This is a genomic window from Desulfitobacterium sp. PCE1 (genome assembly GCF_000384015.1).
Lineage (GTDB): Bacteria > Bacillota > Desulfitobacteriia > Desulfitobacteriales > Desulfitobacteriaceae > Desulfitobacterium > Desulfitobacterium dehalogenans.
On record NZ_KB913023.1, the window covers coordinates 1,947,237 to 1,962,447 of the forward strand.

Annotated in this window: 15 protein-coding genes; 10 read left to right on the forward strand and 5 right to left on the reverse strand. The window is 45.2% G+C overall.

All coding sequences use genetic code 11. The features are described from left to right. Positions 1-7: 7 nt before the first annotated feature. The 4 genes from DESPCE1_RS0109650 to DESPCE1_RS0109665 all read left to right on the forward strand — a co-directional run bounded on the left by DESPCE1_RS0109650 (position 8) and on the right by DESPCE1_RS0109665 (position 4,909). A complete protein-coding gene (locus DESPCE1_RS0109650; protein WP_019850343.1) occupies positions 8-919 on the forward strand; it encodes a LysR family transcriptional regulator in 912 nt (303 codons plus the stop codon). Between the two features lie 376 nt (positions 920-1,295). Next, the gene (locus tag DESPCE1_RS0109655; protein ID WP_019850344.1) at positions 1,296-1,799 is read left to right on the forward strand and encodes a GNAT family N-acetyltransferase; all 504 of its coding nucleotides are present in this window, start codon (positions 1,296-1,298) and stop codon (positions 1,797-1,799) included. A gap of 196 nt (positions 1,800-1,995) precedes the next feature. Beyond that, entirely contained in the window at positions 1,996-3,390 is a 1,395-nt protein-coding gene (locus DESPCE1_RS0109660; protein ID WP_014793817.1) for an amino acid permease, read from the forward strand. A gap of 97 nt (positions 3,391-3,487) precedes the next feature. Next, positions 3,488-4,909 (forward strand): tryptophanase, encoded by a 1,422-nt coding sequence (locus tag DESPCE1_RS0109665; protein ID WP_014793818.1) that lies wholly within the window; start codon positions 3,488-3,490, stop codon positions 4,907-4,909. A gap of 98 nt (positions 4,910-5,007) precedes the next feature. Here the strand turns inward: DESPCE1_RS0109665 and DESPCE1_RS0109670 are convergent, their stop codons facing one another. Then, on the reverse strand, positions 5,008-5,385 hold the full coding sequence (locus DESPCE1_RS0109670; protein WP_014793819.1) for a RidA family protein: 378 nt from the start codon (positions 5,383-5,385) through the stop codon (positions 5,008-5,010). Positions 5,386-5,560: 175 nt separating this feature from the next. On the opposite strand from DESPCE1_RS0109670, the gene DESPCE1_RS0109675 reads away from it, so the two are divergent. Next, positions 5,561-6,034 (forward strand): HD domain-containing protein, encoded by a 474-nt coding sequence (locus DESPCE1_RS0109675; RefSeq protein WP_019850345.1) that lies wholly within the window; start codon positions 5,561-5,563, stop codon positions 6,032-6,034. Positions 6,035-6,130: 96 nt separating this feature from the next. Here the strand turns inward: DESPCE1_RS0109675 and DESPCE1_RS21315 are convergent, their stop codons facing one another. Beyond that, complete coding sequence (locus tag DESPCE1_RS21315) at positions 6,131-6,643, reverse strand: PEP/pyruvate-binding domain-containing protein (protein ID WP_084813863.1); 513 nt, start codon at positions 6,641-6,643, stop codon at positions 6,131-6,133. A gap of 137 nt (positions 6,644-6,780) precedes the next feature. Here DESPCE1_RS21315 and DESPCE1_RS0109685 point away from each other — a divergent pair, with 137 nt between their 5' ends. Further along, the gene (locus DESPCE1_RS0109685; RefSeq protein WP_019850347.1) at positions 6,781-7,257 is read left to right on the forward strand and encodes an RNA polymerase sigma factor; all 477 of its coding nucleotides are present in this window, start codon (positions 6,781-6,783) and stop codon (positions 7,255-7,257) included. Then, positions 7,254-7,586, forward strand: a complete 333-nt coding sequence (locus DESPCE1_RS0109690; RefSeq protein ID WP_019850348.1) for a zf-HC2 domain-containing protein — start codon at positions 7,254-7,256, stop codon at positions 7,584-7,586. The genes DESPCE1_RS0109685 and DESPCE1_RS0109690 overlap by 4 nt, the downstream gene beginning before the upstream one ends. A gap of 81 nt (positions 7,587-7,667) precedes the next feature. On the opposite strand, the gene DESPCE1_RS0109695 is transcribed toward DESPCE1_RS0109690, so the two are convergent. Genes DESPCE1_RS0109695 through DESPCE1_RS0109705 form a run of 3 tightly spaced genes read right to left on the reverse strand, consistent with a single transcriptional unit; the run spans position 7,668 to position 9,501 of the window. Beyond that, a complete protein-coding gene (locus DESPCE1_RS0109695; protein WP_019850349.1) occupies positions 7,668-8,447 on the reverse strand; it encodes a hypothetical protein in 780 nt (259 codons plus the stop codon). Positions 8,448-8,453: 6 nt separating this feature from the next. After that, complete coding sequence (locus DESPCE1_RS0109700; RefSeq protein WP_014793824.1) at positions 8,454-9,002, reverse strand: zf-HC2 domain-containing protein; 549 nt, start codon at positions 9,000-9,002, stop codon at positions 8,454-8,456. Then, complete coding sequence (locus tag DESPCE1_RS0109705; RefSeq protein ID WP_014793825.1) at positions 8,995-9,501, reverse strand: RNA polymerase sigma factor; 507 nt, start codon at positions 9,499-9,501, stop codon at positions 8,995-8,997. Before DESPCE1_RS0109705 ends, DESPCE1_RS0109700 begins: the two co-directional genes overlap by 8 nt. Before the next feature lie 170 nt (positions 9,502-9,671). Here DESPCE1_RS0109705 and polA point away from each other — a divergent pair, with 170 nt between their 5' ends. The 3 genes from polA (at position 9,672) to DESPCE1_RS0109720 (ending at position 15,151) form a co-directional block, all read left to right on the forward strand. Beyond that, positions 9,672-12,293 (forward strand): DNA polymerase I, encoded by a 2,622-nt coding sequence (gene polA, locus DESPCE1_RS0109710; protein ID WP_028305527.1) that lies wholly within the window; start codon positions 9,672-9,674, stop codon positions 12,291-12,293. Between the two features lie 60 nt (positions 12,294-12,353). Continuing rightward, the gene (mutM, locus tag DESPCE1_RS0109715; protein WP_014793827.1) at positions 12,354-13,175 is read left to right on the forward strand and encodes a bifunctional DNA-formamidopyrimidine glycosylase/DNA-(apurinic or apyrimidinic site) lyase; all 822 of its coding nucleotides are present in this window, start codon (positions 12,354-12,356) and stop codon (positions 13,173-13,175) included. Between the two features lie 113 nt (positions 13,176-13,288). Further along, positions 13,289-15,151, forward strand: coding sequence for an ABC-F family ATP-binding cassette domain-containing protein (locus DESPCE1_RS0109720; protein ID WP_019850351.1), 1,863 nt, complete (start codon positions 13,289-13,291; stop codon positions 15,149-15,151). Positions 15,152-15,211: the final 60 nt, after the last annotated feature.

The following is a 15,211-nucleotide window of genomic DNA, read 5'->3' on the forward strand; positions in this document are numbered from 1 at the left end:
ATATCTTTTGAATTTGCACGCACTCAATATCTTTATAAAAGTAGCCACATTGCAAAGTGTTACTAAGGCAGCAGAACAATTGTGTATCAGTCAGCCTGCTGTTACGATACAAATTCGTAATTTAGAAAAAGAATTGGATTTAAAGTTACTGGAGCCAAGTGGTCGTGGTGTACAATTAACACCGGATGGGGAGTTTATTTATAATGAAGGAAGAAGAATTTTTTTACTTAAGCAATCGATTGAAAATAAGATCAAAGAACATAAAAATAATAAAATGCAATCCTTTAAAATTGCTGCTACATATGTACCTAGTTACTATTTATTACCATCTCTATTAGCTCAATACAAAATACAATACCCACTCTCTAGGATATCTTTAGAAACAGGAAATACACAATATGTCATTTCTCAAATATTAGACTACGAAGCGGATATAGGTGTGATCGTCAGTGAAGGCCAACGGCATCCCGACATCCATTACGAGCATTTTTTAGACATGTCCTATTGCTTTATAGTACCTATTAATCATCCTTTCGCCCACCAAGAAATTACAATTCATCAATTCGTTCAAGAACCTATAGTTTTACGCGAGAAGGGGAGTTCGACAAGGTCTTTGTTAGAAGCTTTTTGTAAAATTTATGATTGCCCTTTTCCACCAATCGGTCTGCAATTAAGCGGGTTAAATGAATCATTAAAAGCAGTTGCAGCAGGATTTGGTACAATGTTAGCACCTTCTATTGCTATTGAAGAATTACTCCATCAAAAAAAAATTGCTGTCGTTTCGATTAAAAATATTCAGTTAACAAGACCAATCTATTTATGTATGCGAAAAGTAGATGGTACTCCCACAGCAATGACCAGTTCTTTTATCAAATTCTTAAAGAGGCAGAGCCATAAGATCGATGAAATTCAAATTTAAATAGGTTTCCACTTTTGCCATCTTACAATTTATCTTACCTTATCAAAATATTGCCTATAATTAATCAATAAGCGTAAATTTACAGACGATATGTGGTATACTAAAATAAACAGGAGCCATGTTCGCAGCATGACTCCCGGCAACAGCCGCTTGAAGAGCGGTCGGCCTAAAAAGTGCGGAATAGACCGAACCTTTGTGCTTGGGCGGTCTATTTCCTATTTTGGAAGGAAAGTATTAACACGATCAAGGTCGCGAATGAAATCATCAGGTATAACACACAAGCACTCGGAATAGAGTGCTTTTTATGTCAATAATAACCAGCCAAGCCGTATCCTACATCAGGAACAAAAACGCTCTATCGTTTGTGGAGGAAAAAATGGATATACACTATCACGGGCTTTCATTAGAAGAAGTTGACAGAGTAAGTGAGCAGATAACAATAAGCTATACATCAGCATACAAAGGGTTGATGGATTCAGCTTATTTGAATTCTATCACAAAGCATCATTGGTCACCGATTTTGCAAAATAGTATTTGTAATGGAGATACTTGCATTATTGCAACGTATAATAAAATAATTATCGGAAGTTCAGTTTTTGGTACGATTAATACCGAAGAAGGAAAATGTGCAGAATGGCATGCCTTCTATTTACTTCCGCAATATGTTGGTAGGGGCATTGGACATCTATTCTATCAAAATATAGAGAAAGAGATGATTAAACAGGGGTGTCAGTCATGTGTGATTGAAGTATTGTCTTCTAATAAACAAGCAATTCGCTTTTATCTCTCGCATGGTTTTGAAAAGATACAAACATTTGTAGTTGAAGAATACGGAATGATCCTCTCTTGTGATAAAATGATAAAAAAACATAGTAATTAAGGCGGGAAAGCTCTGAAGCGGCTTCCCGCCTATTTTAATTGTGAGCCTTCATTTAAAAAACTATAAAACTGAGTTTATCCTTTGCTATACCTCACCGATTTTCCGAATTTACATCTCTTTAGGTGTATTTAAAAGGCCTATTAAGGTTAATCTAAGCTTGGATTTAAGTCCATCTGTCTCAGAAAGGGGATGTAAAATGAGTTCAGAAAAAGATCATCATGATCGAGTAGAACTGCACCGCGGTCTCAAGAACAGACATATTCAGATGATCGCTCTGGGTGGCGCGATTGGAACAGGGTTGTTTTATGGTTCGGCGACAACGATTCAATTGGTTGGTCCGGCGATTATCGTCTCCTACCTCATGGGCGGTACGGCTATCTTTTTTATTGTCAGGGCATTAGGAGAGATGTGTGTCGATCAGCCTGTAGCTGGAGCCTTTTCCTACTTTGCTTATAAGTATCTGGGTGATTTCCCGGGATTTTTTTCAGGGTGGAACTATTGGTTTAACTACATAGCCGTCAGTATGGCTGAATTAACGGTTGTGGGAGTGTATATCAACTTTTGGTATCCTAATGTTCCTCAGTGGGTAACGGCCTTGGCTTTCTTGGTGATCATTACCTTAATCAACCTCATCAATGTTGAGGCTTTCGGGGAATTCGAATTCTGGTTCGCTTTGATTAAGGTTGTAGCCATTCTGGCGATGATTGCCTTTGGTTTGGTTATGATTTTTTTTGGAATAGGGACTCACGGCGCTGTAGGATTCAGCAATCTCTGGGCACACGGAGGCTTTTTGCCCAACGGAATATGGGGATTGCTCCTATCCTTGGTGATTGTGATGTTTTCCTTCGGCGGGGTTGAGCTGATCGGGATTACGGCAGCAGAAGCAGACGATCCTAAGCGCTCCATTCCTAAGGCTATCAACCAGGTCGTATGGCGGATTCTGATTTTCTATATTGGTGCCTTGACCATCCTCATGATTCTTTACCCATGGAATCAAATCGGAACGGCAGGAAGTCCCTTCGTCGAAATCTTTTCCGCAATTGGCATACCCGCAGCGGCTCATATCTTAAACTTTGTCGTTTTAACAGCGGCTCTTTCAGTGTATAACAGCGGAATTTACAGTAATGGACGTATGCTTCATGGATTAGCCCTGCAAGGGAATGCTCCAAAGTTTTTGACCAAAGTAAGCCGTAATGGAATACCGATTAATGGGGTATTTGCTTCTTCTGCCGTAACCTTAATAGCGGTTATCCTCAATTTCCTTGTTCCAGGGAAGGTTTTTCTCTATCTCATTTCCATTGCGACCATTGCCGGTATCTTTAACTGGGCTATGATTTTGGTAACGCAGCTTAAGTTCAGGAAAGTGGAAGCAGAAAAGGGGAGAGAGGATGAATTACATTTTAAGATGCCTCTATTTCCTATTTCCAACTATATTGCCCTGGCGTTTTTGGCTATGGTCGTAGTGCTGATGGCTTATATTCCTGATATGGTTTATTCCCTGTATATTGGACCCATCTGGATTATTATTCTCTATATCGGGTATAAGTTCTTAAGACGTAATCCCGAGACAAAATCGACCCATAGGGAATAGTCGGCAGGTTGGCCAGTGGAAATATATAACGGTCATAAAAGAAAATTCAAAGGGGAAAATAACCTTGAATTCCCTATAATAGCAAAGGAGGATTTCTATGGTTAGAAAAGCAGAACCTTATCGTATAAAAATGGTTGAAACAATGCGCATAATACCTAGGGAAGCGCGTGAGAGGGCATTGCAGGAAGCGGGATATAACCCCTTCGCCCTGAAGGCTGAAGATGTCTATATTGATTTACTTACAGACAGCGGGACAGGAGCCATGAGTGATCATCAATGGTCGGCGATGTTACTTGGGGATGAGGCCTACGCCGGAAGCAAGTCCTTCTACAAAGTTAAAGATGCTGTAGCAGATATCTTCAAATACGAATATACGATTCCGACACACCAGGGCCGTGGCGCTGAGAAAGTTCTTTTTCCCCACTTAATTAAACATAAAGGACAATATGTACTGGGAAACATGCATTTCGATACGACTATGGCTCATATTGAACTCAACGGTGCGGTTCCCATAAACTTAGTCATTGAGGATGCCTTTGATACCCAAAAAGAACATCCTTTCAAAGGAAATTTTGATTTAGAAAAACTCGAGAAGTTCATTCAGGAAAAAGGCAAAGAAGAGATTGCTTTTATCATCATCACCGTTACCTGTAACTCTGCCGGGGGGCAGCCGGTTTCTATGGAGAATATTCGTGCCGTAAAGCAGATTGCGGATAAATACGGTATCTTTGTTAATATAGACTCGGCCCGCTTTGCTGAAAACGCCTATTTCATCAAGCAGCGTGAAAAAGGCTATGAGCGTGCCACTATTAAAGATATCGTCACTGAAATGTATTCTTGCGGGGATTCCTTTACGATGAGTGCGAAGAAGGATGCCATTGTCAACATGGGCGGTATTATTGGCATCAAAAACAATACCGAGCTCTTTCAAGCGGCAAGTGCCACTTGTGTACCTATGGAAGGGTTTGTAACCTATGGCGGCTTATCAGGCCGGGACATGGAAGCTTTAGCCGTTGGTCTTTATGAAGGCATAGATGAAGAATATCTGGAAAGCCGAATCGGTCAAGTAGAGTATTTAGGCGATGAGCTAAGGAAACGTGGTGTCCCCATTCAATGGCCTGTGGGCGGACATGCAGTATTCGTGGATGCTAAGAGGTTTTTACCCCATATCCCGGGTGACCAATTTCCGGCACAGGCTTTAACCAATGAATTGTACATCGAAACCGGTGTCCGTGCTGTCGAAGTAGGTTCTCTTCTCTTGGGCCGGGATCCGGATACAGGAAAACAGAAGGTTGCCGGAGCTGAATTCATGCGCCTGACCATTCCAAGACGGGTGTATACGGATCGGCATATGGATGTCATTGTGGATGGATTGGCTAAAATCGCGGAACGCCGTGATCAGATTAAAGGTCTGGAATTCGTTTATGAACCCAAGGTCCTACGTCATTTTCTCTGCAAGCTCAAACCCATTGGCCTCGACCCTAAAAAGGGAGAAGATGTCAGTCCGATGGTTCCTTAGAAATCAAGCAAACCTTACCAATAATAATAAACTCCGTATTTGCAATACGGAGTTTATTATTTGGGTATTCACTGTATAAGTTTCACGCCACATAAGCCTTAAACTAAGGCAATCGCTTCGATTTCAATAATAGCATCCTTGGGAAGACGCGCTACTTGTACAGCTGAACGGGCCGGTGGGTTCGAAGGGAAGTAGGAGCCGTAGACTTCATTCATCGCTGCAAAATCATTCATATCCCGGAGGAAAATAAGGGTCTTAACAATCTTGTCCATGGAAGAGCCGGCGCTTTCCAGGATGTTTTTTATATTTTCCAGAGATTGTTTGGTTGCTGTACGGATGTCGCTTTCTAATTCTCCTGTAGCCGGGTTCAAGGGCAATTGGCCTGAAGTAAAGACCAGATTACCGGCTTGTGTTCCTTGTGAGTAGGGTCCTATGGCCCCAGGGGCTTTCTCGGTGTTTAAAATTTTAAGAGACATACCTGACCTCCTGTTGTAACTTTTTAGTGGGAGTTTCTGATTTTATTTTACCTAATGGCCCCGTTATTATGTATCCGTCATTGAGACATCTTTCTTTTTGGGCCTGGGTTTGGCAGGTTATTCCTGGTATGGTATAGTGAAGACAGAAGGAAGACAAGGAAAAAGAGGGATGAAGATGAAATGGGAATTCATTAATCATATGGAGAAAATCAATGAGCTTCTGGGGAATTTAGAGCAAGAAGAAATGGATCGGGACTATCCCATAGCCTGGGAGCGGACCCATGCCACGAGCTGTGCTCAAATGGGTCGCTTGCTGGCGCAAAAGCGCGGCGTTGATCTGGAGCTGGCGGCGCTGGCCTGTTCTCTTCATGATATTGGACGCTGGTACACCGGATTGCAGAGGGATCACGCCCTCCACGGAGAAGAGCCGGTCCGGCGCTTTTTGGCTGGTTCCTCTTTAACGGATGAGAATAAAAAAGGGATTATCCAGGCGGTAATCCGCCACTCCGAAAAGGATAAGGTGGGCAGCCCTTTAGAGGAAATCGTGAAAGATGCGGATATTTTGGACTGTTATTTTCATGGTGATGAAATCAGCAAACCCTATCATGTAGCCCGGCTGAAGCAGGTCATGGAAGAGTTGGGACTATAGAAGAGGGAATAAGGATTCTAAAGTTAAGAGACACTTTGCTTTCTCCAAGGGACGGATTGGCAGAGTGTCTCTCTTTATTTTGGGTTATCTTCTTTGCTATTGAAGGGTGGTGATAGGTCGGCTTTGCAGAAAGTAAAAGGCTCCATCACCATAGCTCCATTCAATGTCTTGAGGTGTCCCTCCAAAGTGCTTTTCAATACTAAGACAATAACCGGCAAGCTCACGAATCTGCAGTGAGGTTAGACACCCTCGCAGTGGTCGCTTATACCCCGCAGTAACCGCTGGTATTTGTCCGGGTTTAGGTGCAGGTGTAAACCGAAGCACCGCTCCATCCGGTTTTCTTGCCAACCATTGGTCGGGGATAATTTCACCCTGGACTATGGCCTCCCCTAAGCCAGGAGCTCCATTAATCATTAGTTCATTGGCTTCTCCGGCCAAAGGATTGACTGTAAAGGCTACACCGGATACCTCGTGAGGTGCCATTTCCTGAAGTATCACCGCCAGGGCAACTCCGCTTTCTTCAAATCCCTGATTGGCGCGATAATGGATAGCCCGCGGGCTCCACAGGGAAGCCCAGCATTTTTTACGGATGCGAGTGTATTTCTTTATTTGCTATTTGTTGTGAGTAAATAAAAGATGCTCATGCAGCAAATCATAGTTAGCCCCTCATTCAGCAACTTAGACAAAAATAAAAAACTTTGAAACGCTTTTACATAAGCTAAGTCTTATAGATGGGAGGTGAGAACGTGACGGACTTTGGGAAAATATATACAGAATACTTTTCTGATGTATATAAATATGTGCTGACCCTATGTCGGAACGAGGCCATTGCCGAAGAGGTTACACAGGAAACTTTTTTCAAAGCGATGCGGCATATCAATCAGTTCAATGGAAGTTGCAGATTATATGTATGGCTTTGTCAGATTGCAAAAAATACATATTTCTCGCTTTCCAATAAGCAAAGGCGGATGGCTCCGGGTCTTGATATGGATATACCGGATTTATCAGCAGATTTAGAAAGAGATTTTCTCGATAAAGATGAGGCCAGACGATTACATAGTCTGCTTCATAATCTAAGCGATCCGTACAAAGAGGTCTTTACTTTAAGGGTATTCGGGGAACTGCCATTTTCTCAAATCGGTGAGTTGTTCGGAAAAACCGATAGCTGGGCAAGACTGATCTTTTATAGAGCAAAAAAGCAATTACAGGAGGCAATGAAATGAAAATATCTTGTGAGATCATTAAGGATTTACTGCCCTTGTACCACGATAATGTCTGCAGTAACGATAGCAAAAACCTGGTTGAAGAGCACCTTGCTTATTGTGATAGCTGCAAAGCAGAATTACAGACGATGGATGATGAACTGCTCATGAGCCATGGAGAGCAGAATTTAAACGAAGCCGAAGCGGTTAAAAAACTATCGGATCGGTGGAGGAAAGGAATGATCACATCCTTATTGAAAGGTGTCTTAGGCACTCTATTGATGATTGTCCTGATAGCTCTTCTCCTCTATTGTTTTATGGGTTTTAGAATTTTACCCGCCCCAGTGTAGAAGGATGTGTTGTGAGTAAAGCTACCCGATTCGGGTAGCTTTTTCATCTTTTGGTGCCGCCTGCGCATGGCCGGCTACTTTTTATTTTTTATCCATTGCGTTGAGCTCCGCCACCCGGTCTGCTTCAAACTGCTCCATCACCTGGGGCAGATTTTTTTCATCCATGCGCTCTGCGGGGAAATCAGAAAGGGAAAGGGAGTTTACCCAAGAGGTTGCTTGATCTTCCTTTTCGGGCTTATTGGCAAGGGGGAGGAGGCGAACGCTGTACTGGCTGACCGGAATATTCTCTTCTTTGAGAACAATCTCCAAAGCTTTGGCTACTTCGGCAATTTTATTGTAGGAAAGGTCATCGCTGTAGAGGGTAACGTCCGCTATAAGGGGCAGAGGAGGATGATGAATATCCAGCTTCATGTCACGCTCAAGCTTCATGAGATCATGGTCATCCTTTGTAAACGGGAAGGAGATATATTCAAAATCATAGTCCAGCCTGCTGCCGATTAGCTCTTTGGCGATCTCCCGCATCTGGGCATCCAGCCGCCTGAAGGTGGTAAAATTACTGGCGACTTCGTTTTCATAGTTATCACGCAAAACCTTGCCAAAACTGTCGGTATCGATGCTGAAAGCGGTATCCTCACTTAAGGCTGACTGCACAAAAACCTGGTAGGCACCGAACTTAAAGTTATAGCTGGAGCTTTGGATTTCCAGATTCAGGTCGCTGTAGTTGGCGTCAATATACTTCTGAGCGGCTTGTTTGGCCAATAAATTGGAGACGGGGTTGCCCACCCAGGCGTTGACAAATAGGAACAGCAGCACAATCAAGCCGATTCCGGTGATTCCCGCCAGTATTTTTTTGATGTTCATAATTTTCTACACCTCTTTCTTAAATGCATAATGCAAGAGCCAAGCGATCAGAACCCCAACTGCACTGAAAGCGGAAAAAATGGCGGACCACCAGGCGGACATGGAAATTAAGTCAATGATGCCGGTGTAGGTCAGGATTCCGTCGATGAGTCCACGAACGAATACCCAGATAAAGGAGAAGGCAAACAGGCCCAGAGGAACAAAATAGGCTTTCCTTTTGAACAGCATATATCCAAAGCCGCCTATGGCAGGCATGATCAGCCCATTGTAGAACATATGCATACCGTTGGAGATGACCATTCCCAGCAGCGTTCCGGCCAACATAATGCTAAGCAGAAATAACATCATTTGTTTTTTGATTTTGCCTAACACTACTGTGTCATCCATAGCAGTATCTGCCCCCATATCTGCCTCAGTTTTTTCTCCCCAACTATCCGAACAGTGCTCACAGCCTGCAAGGTGCTCCTGCACCAGTAGGCGGCTGTCTTCACTGGCGATACCATCCTTGACCAGAGGTATTAAGTCCAGGCAGACAGGGCAGGAAATCTTATTCATAGGTATATCCCTCCTTTAACAGGATCGTTCTGATTTTATTCTTGGTGCGAAAATCAAGGACTCTTGCCGAGCTTTCCGAAATCTGATGCTTCCGGGCTATCTCATAAAAGGAATAGCCTTCAATCCGCATCAAAACAATATCTCTGTTTTTGTCAGGCTCCCGGTTCAGCAAATCATAAATCCTGTCCATCAGCTCCTTGGAGAGGATCGTTGATTCCAGACCGGCAGGATCGGAAAAATAGACTCCCATTAAATCTTCCGAGGTAAGCTCTTTTTTGCTTTTTCTTAAATGCCCATACCATGTGTAGCGGGCTATAGAGAACAGCCAGGTTTTAAGATCGGATCTCCCCTTAAACCCAGGCAGGGATTTAATGGCACTAAGAAAAACTTCCGAGGTCAAATCCTCTGAAAGGGGTTTGTTATGAGTAAGGCTTAATAGATAAGCATAGACGGCATCTTTATGCTGTTCATAGACCCTTTGAATGACTGAATCAGCCATACTTTTCCCCCTTTCATAGAATTAGTGTCAAATGAACAGGGTTTTGTTACAATGTACTTTAAATTATATAATATTGCTCATCCGGCGTCATGGACGAAAAAGAGGTAAAGGGTTTGGCAGGGTATCCTTCGGTATGGTATAGTAAAGTCGGAAAGAAAGGGGTTTTTTACATGTCAAAAATCCTTATATTAGATGGAAATAGTTTAGCCAACCGGGCTTTTTATGCTTTACCGATGATGACCACAGCCGATGGAAAGCCGACCAATGTGCTTCATGGCTTTATGACCATGGTGCTGAGATTGCTTCTCGAACAAAAACCGGACTATTGGGTTGTGGCTTTTGATAAGACCAAGGCTACGGTAAGAATAGAGCAATATGCGGATTACAAGGCCCAGCGGAAAGAGACTCCCGATGCTCTAAAACCCCAATTTGATTTCCTCAAAGAGCTGTTGACTGCTTTTTCCATGCCTATTCTGGAGTGCGCAGGCTATGAAGCCGATGATATCATCGCGACGGTAGCCTCTATGGCTGAGAAAAGGGAATGGGAAACTCAGATTTATACGGGGGACAGGGATGCCCTGCAGCTTATTTCTCCCCGAACCACGGTTTATCTGACCCGCAAAGGGATTACAGAGGTGGATGCCTATGACGAAGCGGCCCTCTACGAAAAGTATCAACTCCGGCCAGCCCAGATCATCGATCTTAAAGGACTGATGGGAGATGCTTCCGATAATATTCCCGGTGTGCCCGGAGTAGGGGAAAAAACAGCCCTGAAGCTTTTGTGGGAATACGGCAGTGTGGAGAATGTTCTTGAGAACATTGACAATATCTCTGGAAAGAAGCTCCAGGAGAATTTGCGCAATAACACGGATAAGGCTCTCTTAAGTAAGAAACTGGCCACTATGCTTTATGACATACCCACGGAGATTGACCTGGATAAATTGGCCTATCGCCGCCCGGATGAAAAAGTCTTTGCAGGGGCTTTGGACAAGTATGTCCTTAAAAGCGTAGCCCGGATCTGGCATGAACATCATGGGATAGGAGAAGAGGAGAGAGGCACTGCTCAGGAAGAAGCTTTGAAGCCCTGGCCTCTTCGTGAACTGAGTACAGAAGAGTGGCTGGTGCAGCTTGCAAAATGGCAGGCTGATACAACACCTCTTATTTTAACTTATGGCAGTACAGGGGGAAATCCTCATTGGGGAAAGGTCACCGACTGGGGAATGGCTGCAGAAGGAGAATCCTTTATCCTCAACTGGACCGACGCAGATCCTGAGGTTCGGCAGGCTTTCATTCACTTGCTCGAAGACCCTGCTGTCTCCAAGCAAGTAGGAGACAGCAAACTGCTTTATAGTCTGCTCCTTAATGAAGAGATCAATTTACGCGGAGTAGCTTTAGATATCAGTCTCGCGGCTTACTTAATTAACCCTACCCGCAACAAATTTGAGTCCCTGGAACTGGTTAAGGAATATATCCCTGGTGTGGGGGAATTCGGGAATTTGGCTGAAGAAGCTTCCGCTTTAGCTCAAGTGGTAGATTCCTATAAGGAAACCCTTGAGGAACTTGGCCTGAGCGCTCTTCTTCATGAAATGGAGGAACCCTTAAGCCCCATCTTGGCACGGATGGAAAAGCAGGGGATTGCGGTGGATGTCCAAAGACTGAAAGAATTCGGTCAAGAGTTGACCGTGGAGCTTCAGCGTTTAGAGCAAGAGATCTATGCCGATGCGGGGGAAACCTTTAATATTAACTCTCCCCAGCAGTTGGGTCATATCCTCTTTGAAAAATTGGGGCTTCCCCCCATGAAAAAGACCAAAACCGGTTACTCCACGGATGCAGATACATTGGAAGAGTTAAGGACCCAACATCCTATCGTGGATAAGGTATTGGACTATCGTCAGTTAAGCAAGCTTATGTCCACTTATGTCAACGGCTTGCTGGCTCAGATTCACGAAGAAAGAGTCCATACTACCTTCCAGCAGACGGTAACAGCTACCGGCCGCTTATCCAGTACGGAGCCTAATCTGCAAAATATTCCGATACGCCTTGAGCTTGGGCGATTATTGCGGAAGGTCTTTACCCCTACTCAAGAAGGCTGGGTGCTTTTATCAGCGGATTATTCCCAAATTGAGCTGCGGATTTTAGCCCATTATTCTCAAGACCAAGTCCTTTGCGAATCCTTCTCTCTGAATCAGGATGTTCATACCCGTACCGCTTCAGAGGTGTTCGGGGTTCCTATGGAGGATGTCACGAAGGATATGCGCCGCAAAGCCAAGGCTGTTAACTTCGGGTTGATCTATGGGTTGACAGATTTTGGCTTAGGCAGGGATTTGGGTGTACCCCGTAAAGAAGCCAAAACCTATATCGAGAAATACTTCCATCGCTATGAAGGAGTCAAACGCTATCTGGAAGAGATCGTGGTCAAGGCTAAGGAAGAAGCACAGGTTCGCACCTTGCTCAATCGTTTGCGCCGGATTCCTGAATTACGGCACCCCAACCGGGTGCAGCGTCAATTCGGGGAGCGGATCGCCATGAATACTCCTATCCAGGGAACTGCCGCAGATGTTATGAAACTGGCTATGCTGGGCGTAGCTGAGGCCTTGAAGCCTTATCGAGCCAATCTCCTCTTGCAGGTCCACGATGAGTTGGTGATTGAAGTAGCTCCTGAGGATGTTGAAGAAGTGGCTAAAGTGGTCCGTGACGAGATGGAAAACGCTTTTCCTCTCTCTGTCCCTCTAACCGTAGAGTGTAAGACCGGTCCGAACTGGTATGATATGGAGTCCTATTCTTTTGAGTGAAAAACGCTCTAATCATGGATTGAGCTGGAGCAAATAATTTTTAATCATGAAGGTGTAATTATGCCGGAACTACCAGAAGTAGAAACCATTCGCAGAAGCCTGTGCCAGCGCATTCTTAATCTAAGGATTGAGGATATCCTGATTCGCTGGCCAGGTGCTGTAGAGGGATATGAAGGGAAAACCTTTGCAGATACTGTCAAGGGATTGAGGATTCAAAGTATCGAAAGACGTGGGAAATACCTTTTGTTTACCTTAGAAGAGGGCTGGTCCTTCATCGCTCATATGCGCATGACAGGACGCTTGGTTTACCACGCCCAAGGACAAGAACCGGAAAAGCATACCCATGTGGTTCTTAAGCTATCTTCAGGTGAGGTTCATTTTACCGATACGCGCAAATTCGGCCGGCTGCAGTTAGTGAGAACTGAGGAACGCCTCAAACAACCCTCCTTAGCCCGGTTGGGTCCGGAGCCTTTAGAAGGCGGCTTTAGCGCGGAAGAATTGGCACGGCGCCTGGCTCCCCGCAAGCTGGCTATTAAGGCAGCCCTCTTGGATCAGAACCTTCTGGCGGGAGTCGGCAATATCTATGCCGATGAGGCCTTATTTCGGGCGGGGATTGCCCCGGAGCGGTGTGCCAATTCTTTGACGAAAGAGGAGACAGAGAAGCTTTATACTGCCATTTGTCAAGTTCTTGAGGAGGGTATCGCCGCCAATGGCACCTCTTTCCGGGATTATCAGGATGCTAATGGAGAAAAAGGCGACTTTCAAAAGGAATTGAATGTCTATGGTCGTGGGGGAGAAGCGTGTAAATGTTGCGGCCATACTCTGGAAAGAATTCGTCTGGCCGGCAGGTCAACTGTGTTTTGCCCCCGCTGTCAGAGGTAAAGCTGATTCCGCTGCAGTAAACTATTATTTATAAATTTACCCCTGAAAAGAGAGACCCTAATGACCCATAAAGCTACATGACCCGAGCATATTACAAAAGGAGTTATTATGATATGAGTATTCTTTACTGTCGGAGTTGCGGCGTGGATGTTTCCGGGGAAGCCCTTTTCCGGCAAGTAACCTTGGCTGTAGAGAAGGGAGAGAAGGTGGGGCTGGTAGGACCCAACGGGGCGGGAAAGACGACCCTGCTGCGGGCCTGCCTAGGGGAGCACCCTCTGGAAAGCGGAGAGGTATTTCTTACGGGAACGTGGGGATACCTTCCTCAGAATCCTTTAGTTGAAGATAAGGGAACCGTCTGGGAGAGCATGTTGGCAGAACGGGCTGATCTCATTGAAATGAAGGAACAGCTTCATGTCCTTGAAGAAAGGATGGCTCATGCAACAGATGGGAAAGTTTTTGATCAGTACAGTGCCCTCACTGAGCGTTTTGAAAACATGGGGGGGTATGCGCTGGAAGCCCAGGTGCGCAAGATCCTTTCCGGTCTTGGACTTTCGAAAGAAGCTGAGCGCCCCATTCAGCACTTGAGCGGGGGACAAAAAACAAGGCTTGCTTTGAGCAAACTCCTTCTGCGTTCTCCGGAATTTCTGGTCCTGGATGAGCCGACCAACCACCTAGACATGGATGCCTTGGTATGGCTGGAAGGATTTTTGAAAGGCTATGACGGTGCGATTTTAGTGGTTTCCCATGATCGTTATTTCCTGGATCATGTGGTTCAGAAAGTTCTTCATTTGGAAAATGGCTCTCTGAAGAGCTATCCCGGCAACTATTCCGAGTATGAGCTGCAACGGGCGGTGGAAGAGACCACCCTGGCCAGGGAAGCGGAACGGGTAAGCAAAAAGATTGCCCGCCTGGAGGAATACATCCGGCGCTACAAAGCGGGAATAAAATCCAAGCAAGCCCGTGGCCGGGAATCTCAGCTCCAAAAGATTAAGCCCGTCGAGGTGAATAAAAATCCTAAGTCTTTGCATATTTCCCTGGCGACGGGACGGCGCAGCGGGGATCGGACCCTCATGATCCAGGGGGTATCCATCGAGTTTCCCGGCCGGAAGTTGTTCCATGGGGTTAATGTGGAATTGCGCCGTGGAGACCGGGTGGCCCTTCTCGGAGAAAATGGGATTGGCAAGACCAGTTTGCTCAAAGCCATTAAAGGTTCACTGCCCTATAAAGGTGAGATTCGCCTGGGGGCCAATGTCAAGCTGGGTTATTATTCCCAGGAACATGAGGAATTGCAGGGCAAGGGCAGCATCATAGATGAAATCCGGGGGGACACCGATCTGCTTGACCCGGAGATTCGCAGTCTGCTGGCTCGATTCGGGTTTGTAGGAGAAGAGGTTTTTAAGCCGGTTTCCGTATTAAGCGGGGGAGAAAAAAGCCGGCTGGCTTTGTCCAAACTCTTCCTCTCCCAAGGGAACCTGCTCCTCCTGGACGAGCCCACCAACCACCTGGATACCCGTATGCGGGATGTCCTGGAAGAAGCACTCCAGGATTATGATGGAACCCTCTTGATAGTTTCCCATGACCGCTACTTTTTGGACCGGGTGGTTAATAAAATAGCCCGTTTGACTCCTGAGGGACTTAAAGTCTACGAAGGGGACTATAGTATGTATAAGGCTCAAGTCCAGGAAGAAGAGGCTGCTTCCTCAGGTGGGAGCACTTCCCCCGGTACGGCCGCAGGAACCCGTTCCTATGATAACTCAAAAGAAGCGGACCGCGAAGCAAGACGGCGCCAGAGAAAAGCTCAACAATTAGAGACGCAGATTACTGAACTGGAAGAAGAAATACAGTCCTTAGAAGAACAGATGTCTGCGGTAACCTCCAATTATGAAAAAGCTCTGGAACTTCACCATCTTTTTGAGGAAAAAAAGGCTTTATTGGATAATACTATGATAGAGTGGTTAGAAATAACAGAGGAATAGGGGCACCATAAGAAGAGTTTACCCATATATTATCCTGCAAGATAAAGAGTACTTACAGGA

What these genes read in the sequence shown, in the direction of transcription:
- DESPCE1_RS0109705 (WP_014793825.1), bottom strand. Translation starts at nt 9,501, where the DNA reads ATGGCTGATTCAGTCATTCAAAGGGTCTATGAACAGCATAAAGATGCC.
- DESPCE1_RS0109675 (WP_019850345.1), top strand. Translation starts at nt 5,561, where the DNA reads ATGAAATGGGAATTCATTAATCATATGGAGAAAATCAATGAGCTTCTG.
- mutM (WP_014793827.1), top strand. Translation starts at nt 12,354, where the DNA reads ATGCCGGAACTACCAGAAGTAGAAACCATTCGCAGAAGCCTGTGCCAG.
- DESPCE1_RS0109695 (WP_019850349.1), bottom strand. Translation starts at nt 8,447, where the DNA reads ATGAACATCAAAAAAATACTGGCGGGAATCACCGGAATCGGCTTGATT.
- DESPCE1_RS0109690 (WP_019850348.1), top strand. Translation starts at nt 7,254, where the DNA reads ATGAAAATATCTTGTGAGATCATTAAGGATTTACTGCCCTTGTACCAC.
- DESPCE1_RS0109660 (WP_014793817.1), top strand. Translation starts at nt 1,996, where the DNA reads ATGAGTTCAGAAAAAGATCATCATGATCGAGTAGAACTGCACCGCGGT.
- DESPCE1_RS0109655 (WP_019850344.1), top strand. Translation starts at nt 1,296, where the DNA reads ATGGATATACACTATCACGGGCTTTCATTAGAAGAAGTTGACAGAGTA.
- polA (WP_028305527.1), top strand. Translation starts at nt 9,672, where the DNA reads ATGTCAAAAATCCTTATATTAGATGGAAATAGTTTAGCCAACCGGGCT.
- DESPCE1_RS0109700 (WP_014793824.1), bottom strand. Translation starts at nt 9,002, where the DNA reads ATGAATAAGATTTCCTGCCCTGTCTGCCTGGACTTAATACCTCTGGTC.
- DESPCE1_RS0109665 (WP_014793818.1), top strand. Translation starts at nt 3,488, where the DNA reads ATGGTTAGAAAAGCAGAACCTTATCGTATAAAAATGGTTGAAACAATG.
- DESPCE1_RS0109720 (WP_019850351.1), top strand. Translation starts at nt 13,289, where the DNA reads ATGAGTATTCTTTACTGTCGGAGTTGCGGCGTGGATGTTTCCGGGGAA.
- DESPCE1_RS0109670 (WP_014793819.1), bottom strand. Translation starts at nt 5,385, where the DNA reads ATGTCTCTTAAAATTTTAAACACCGAGAAAGCCCCTGGGGCCATAGGA.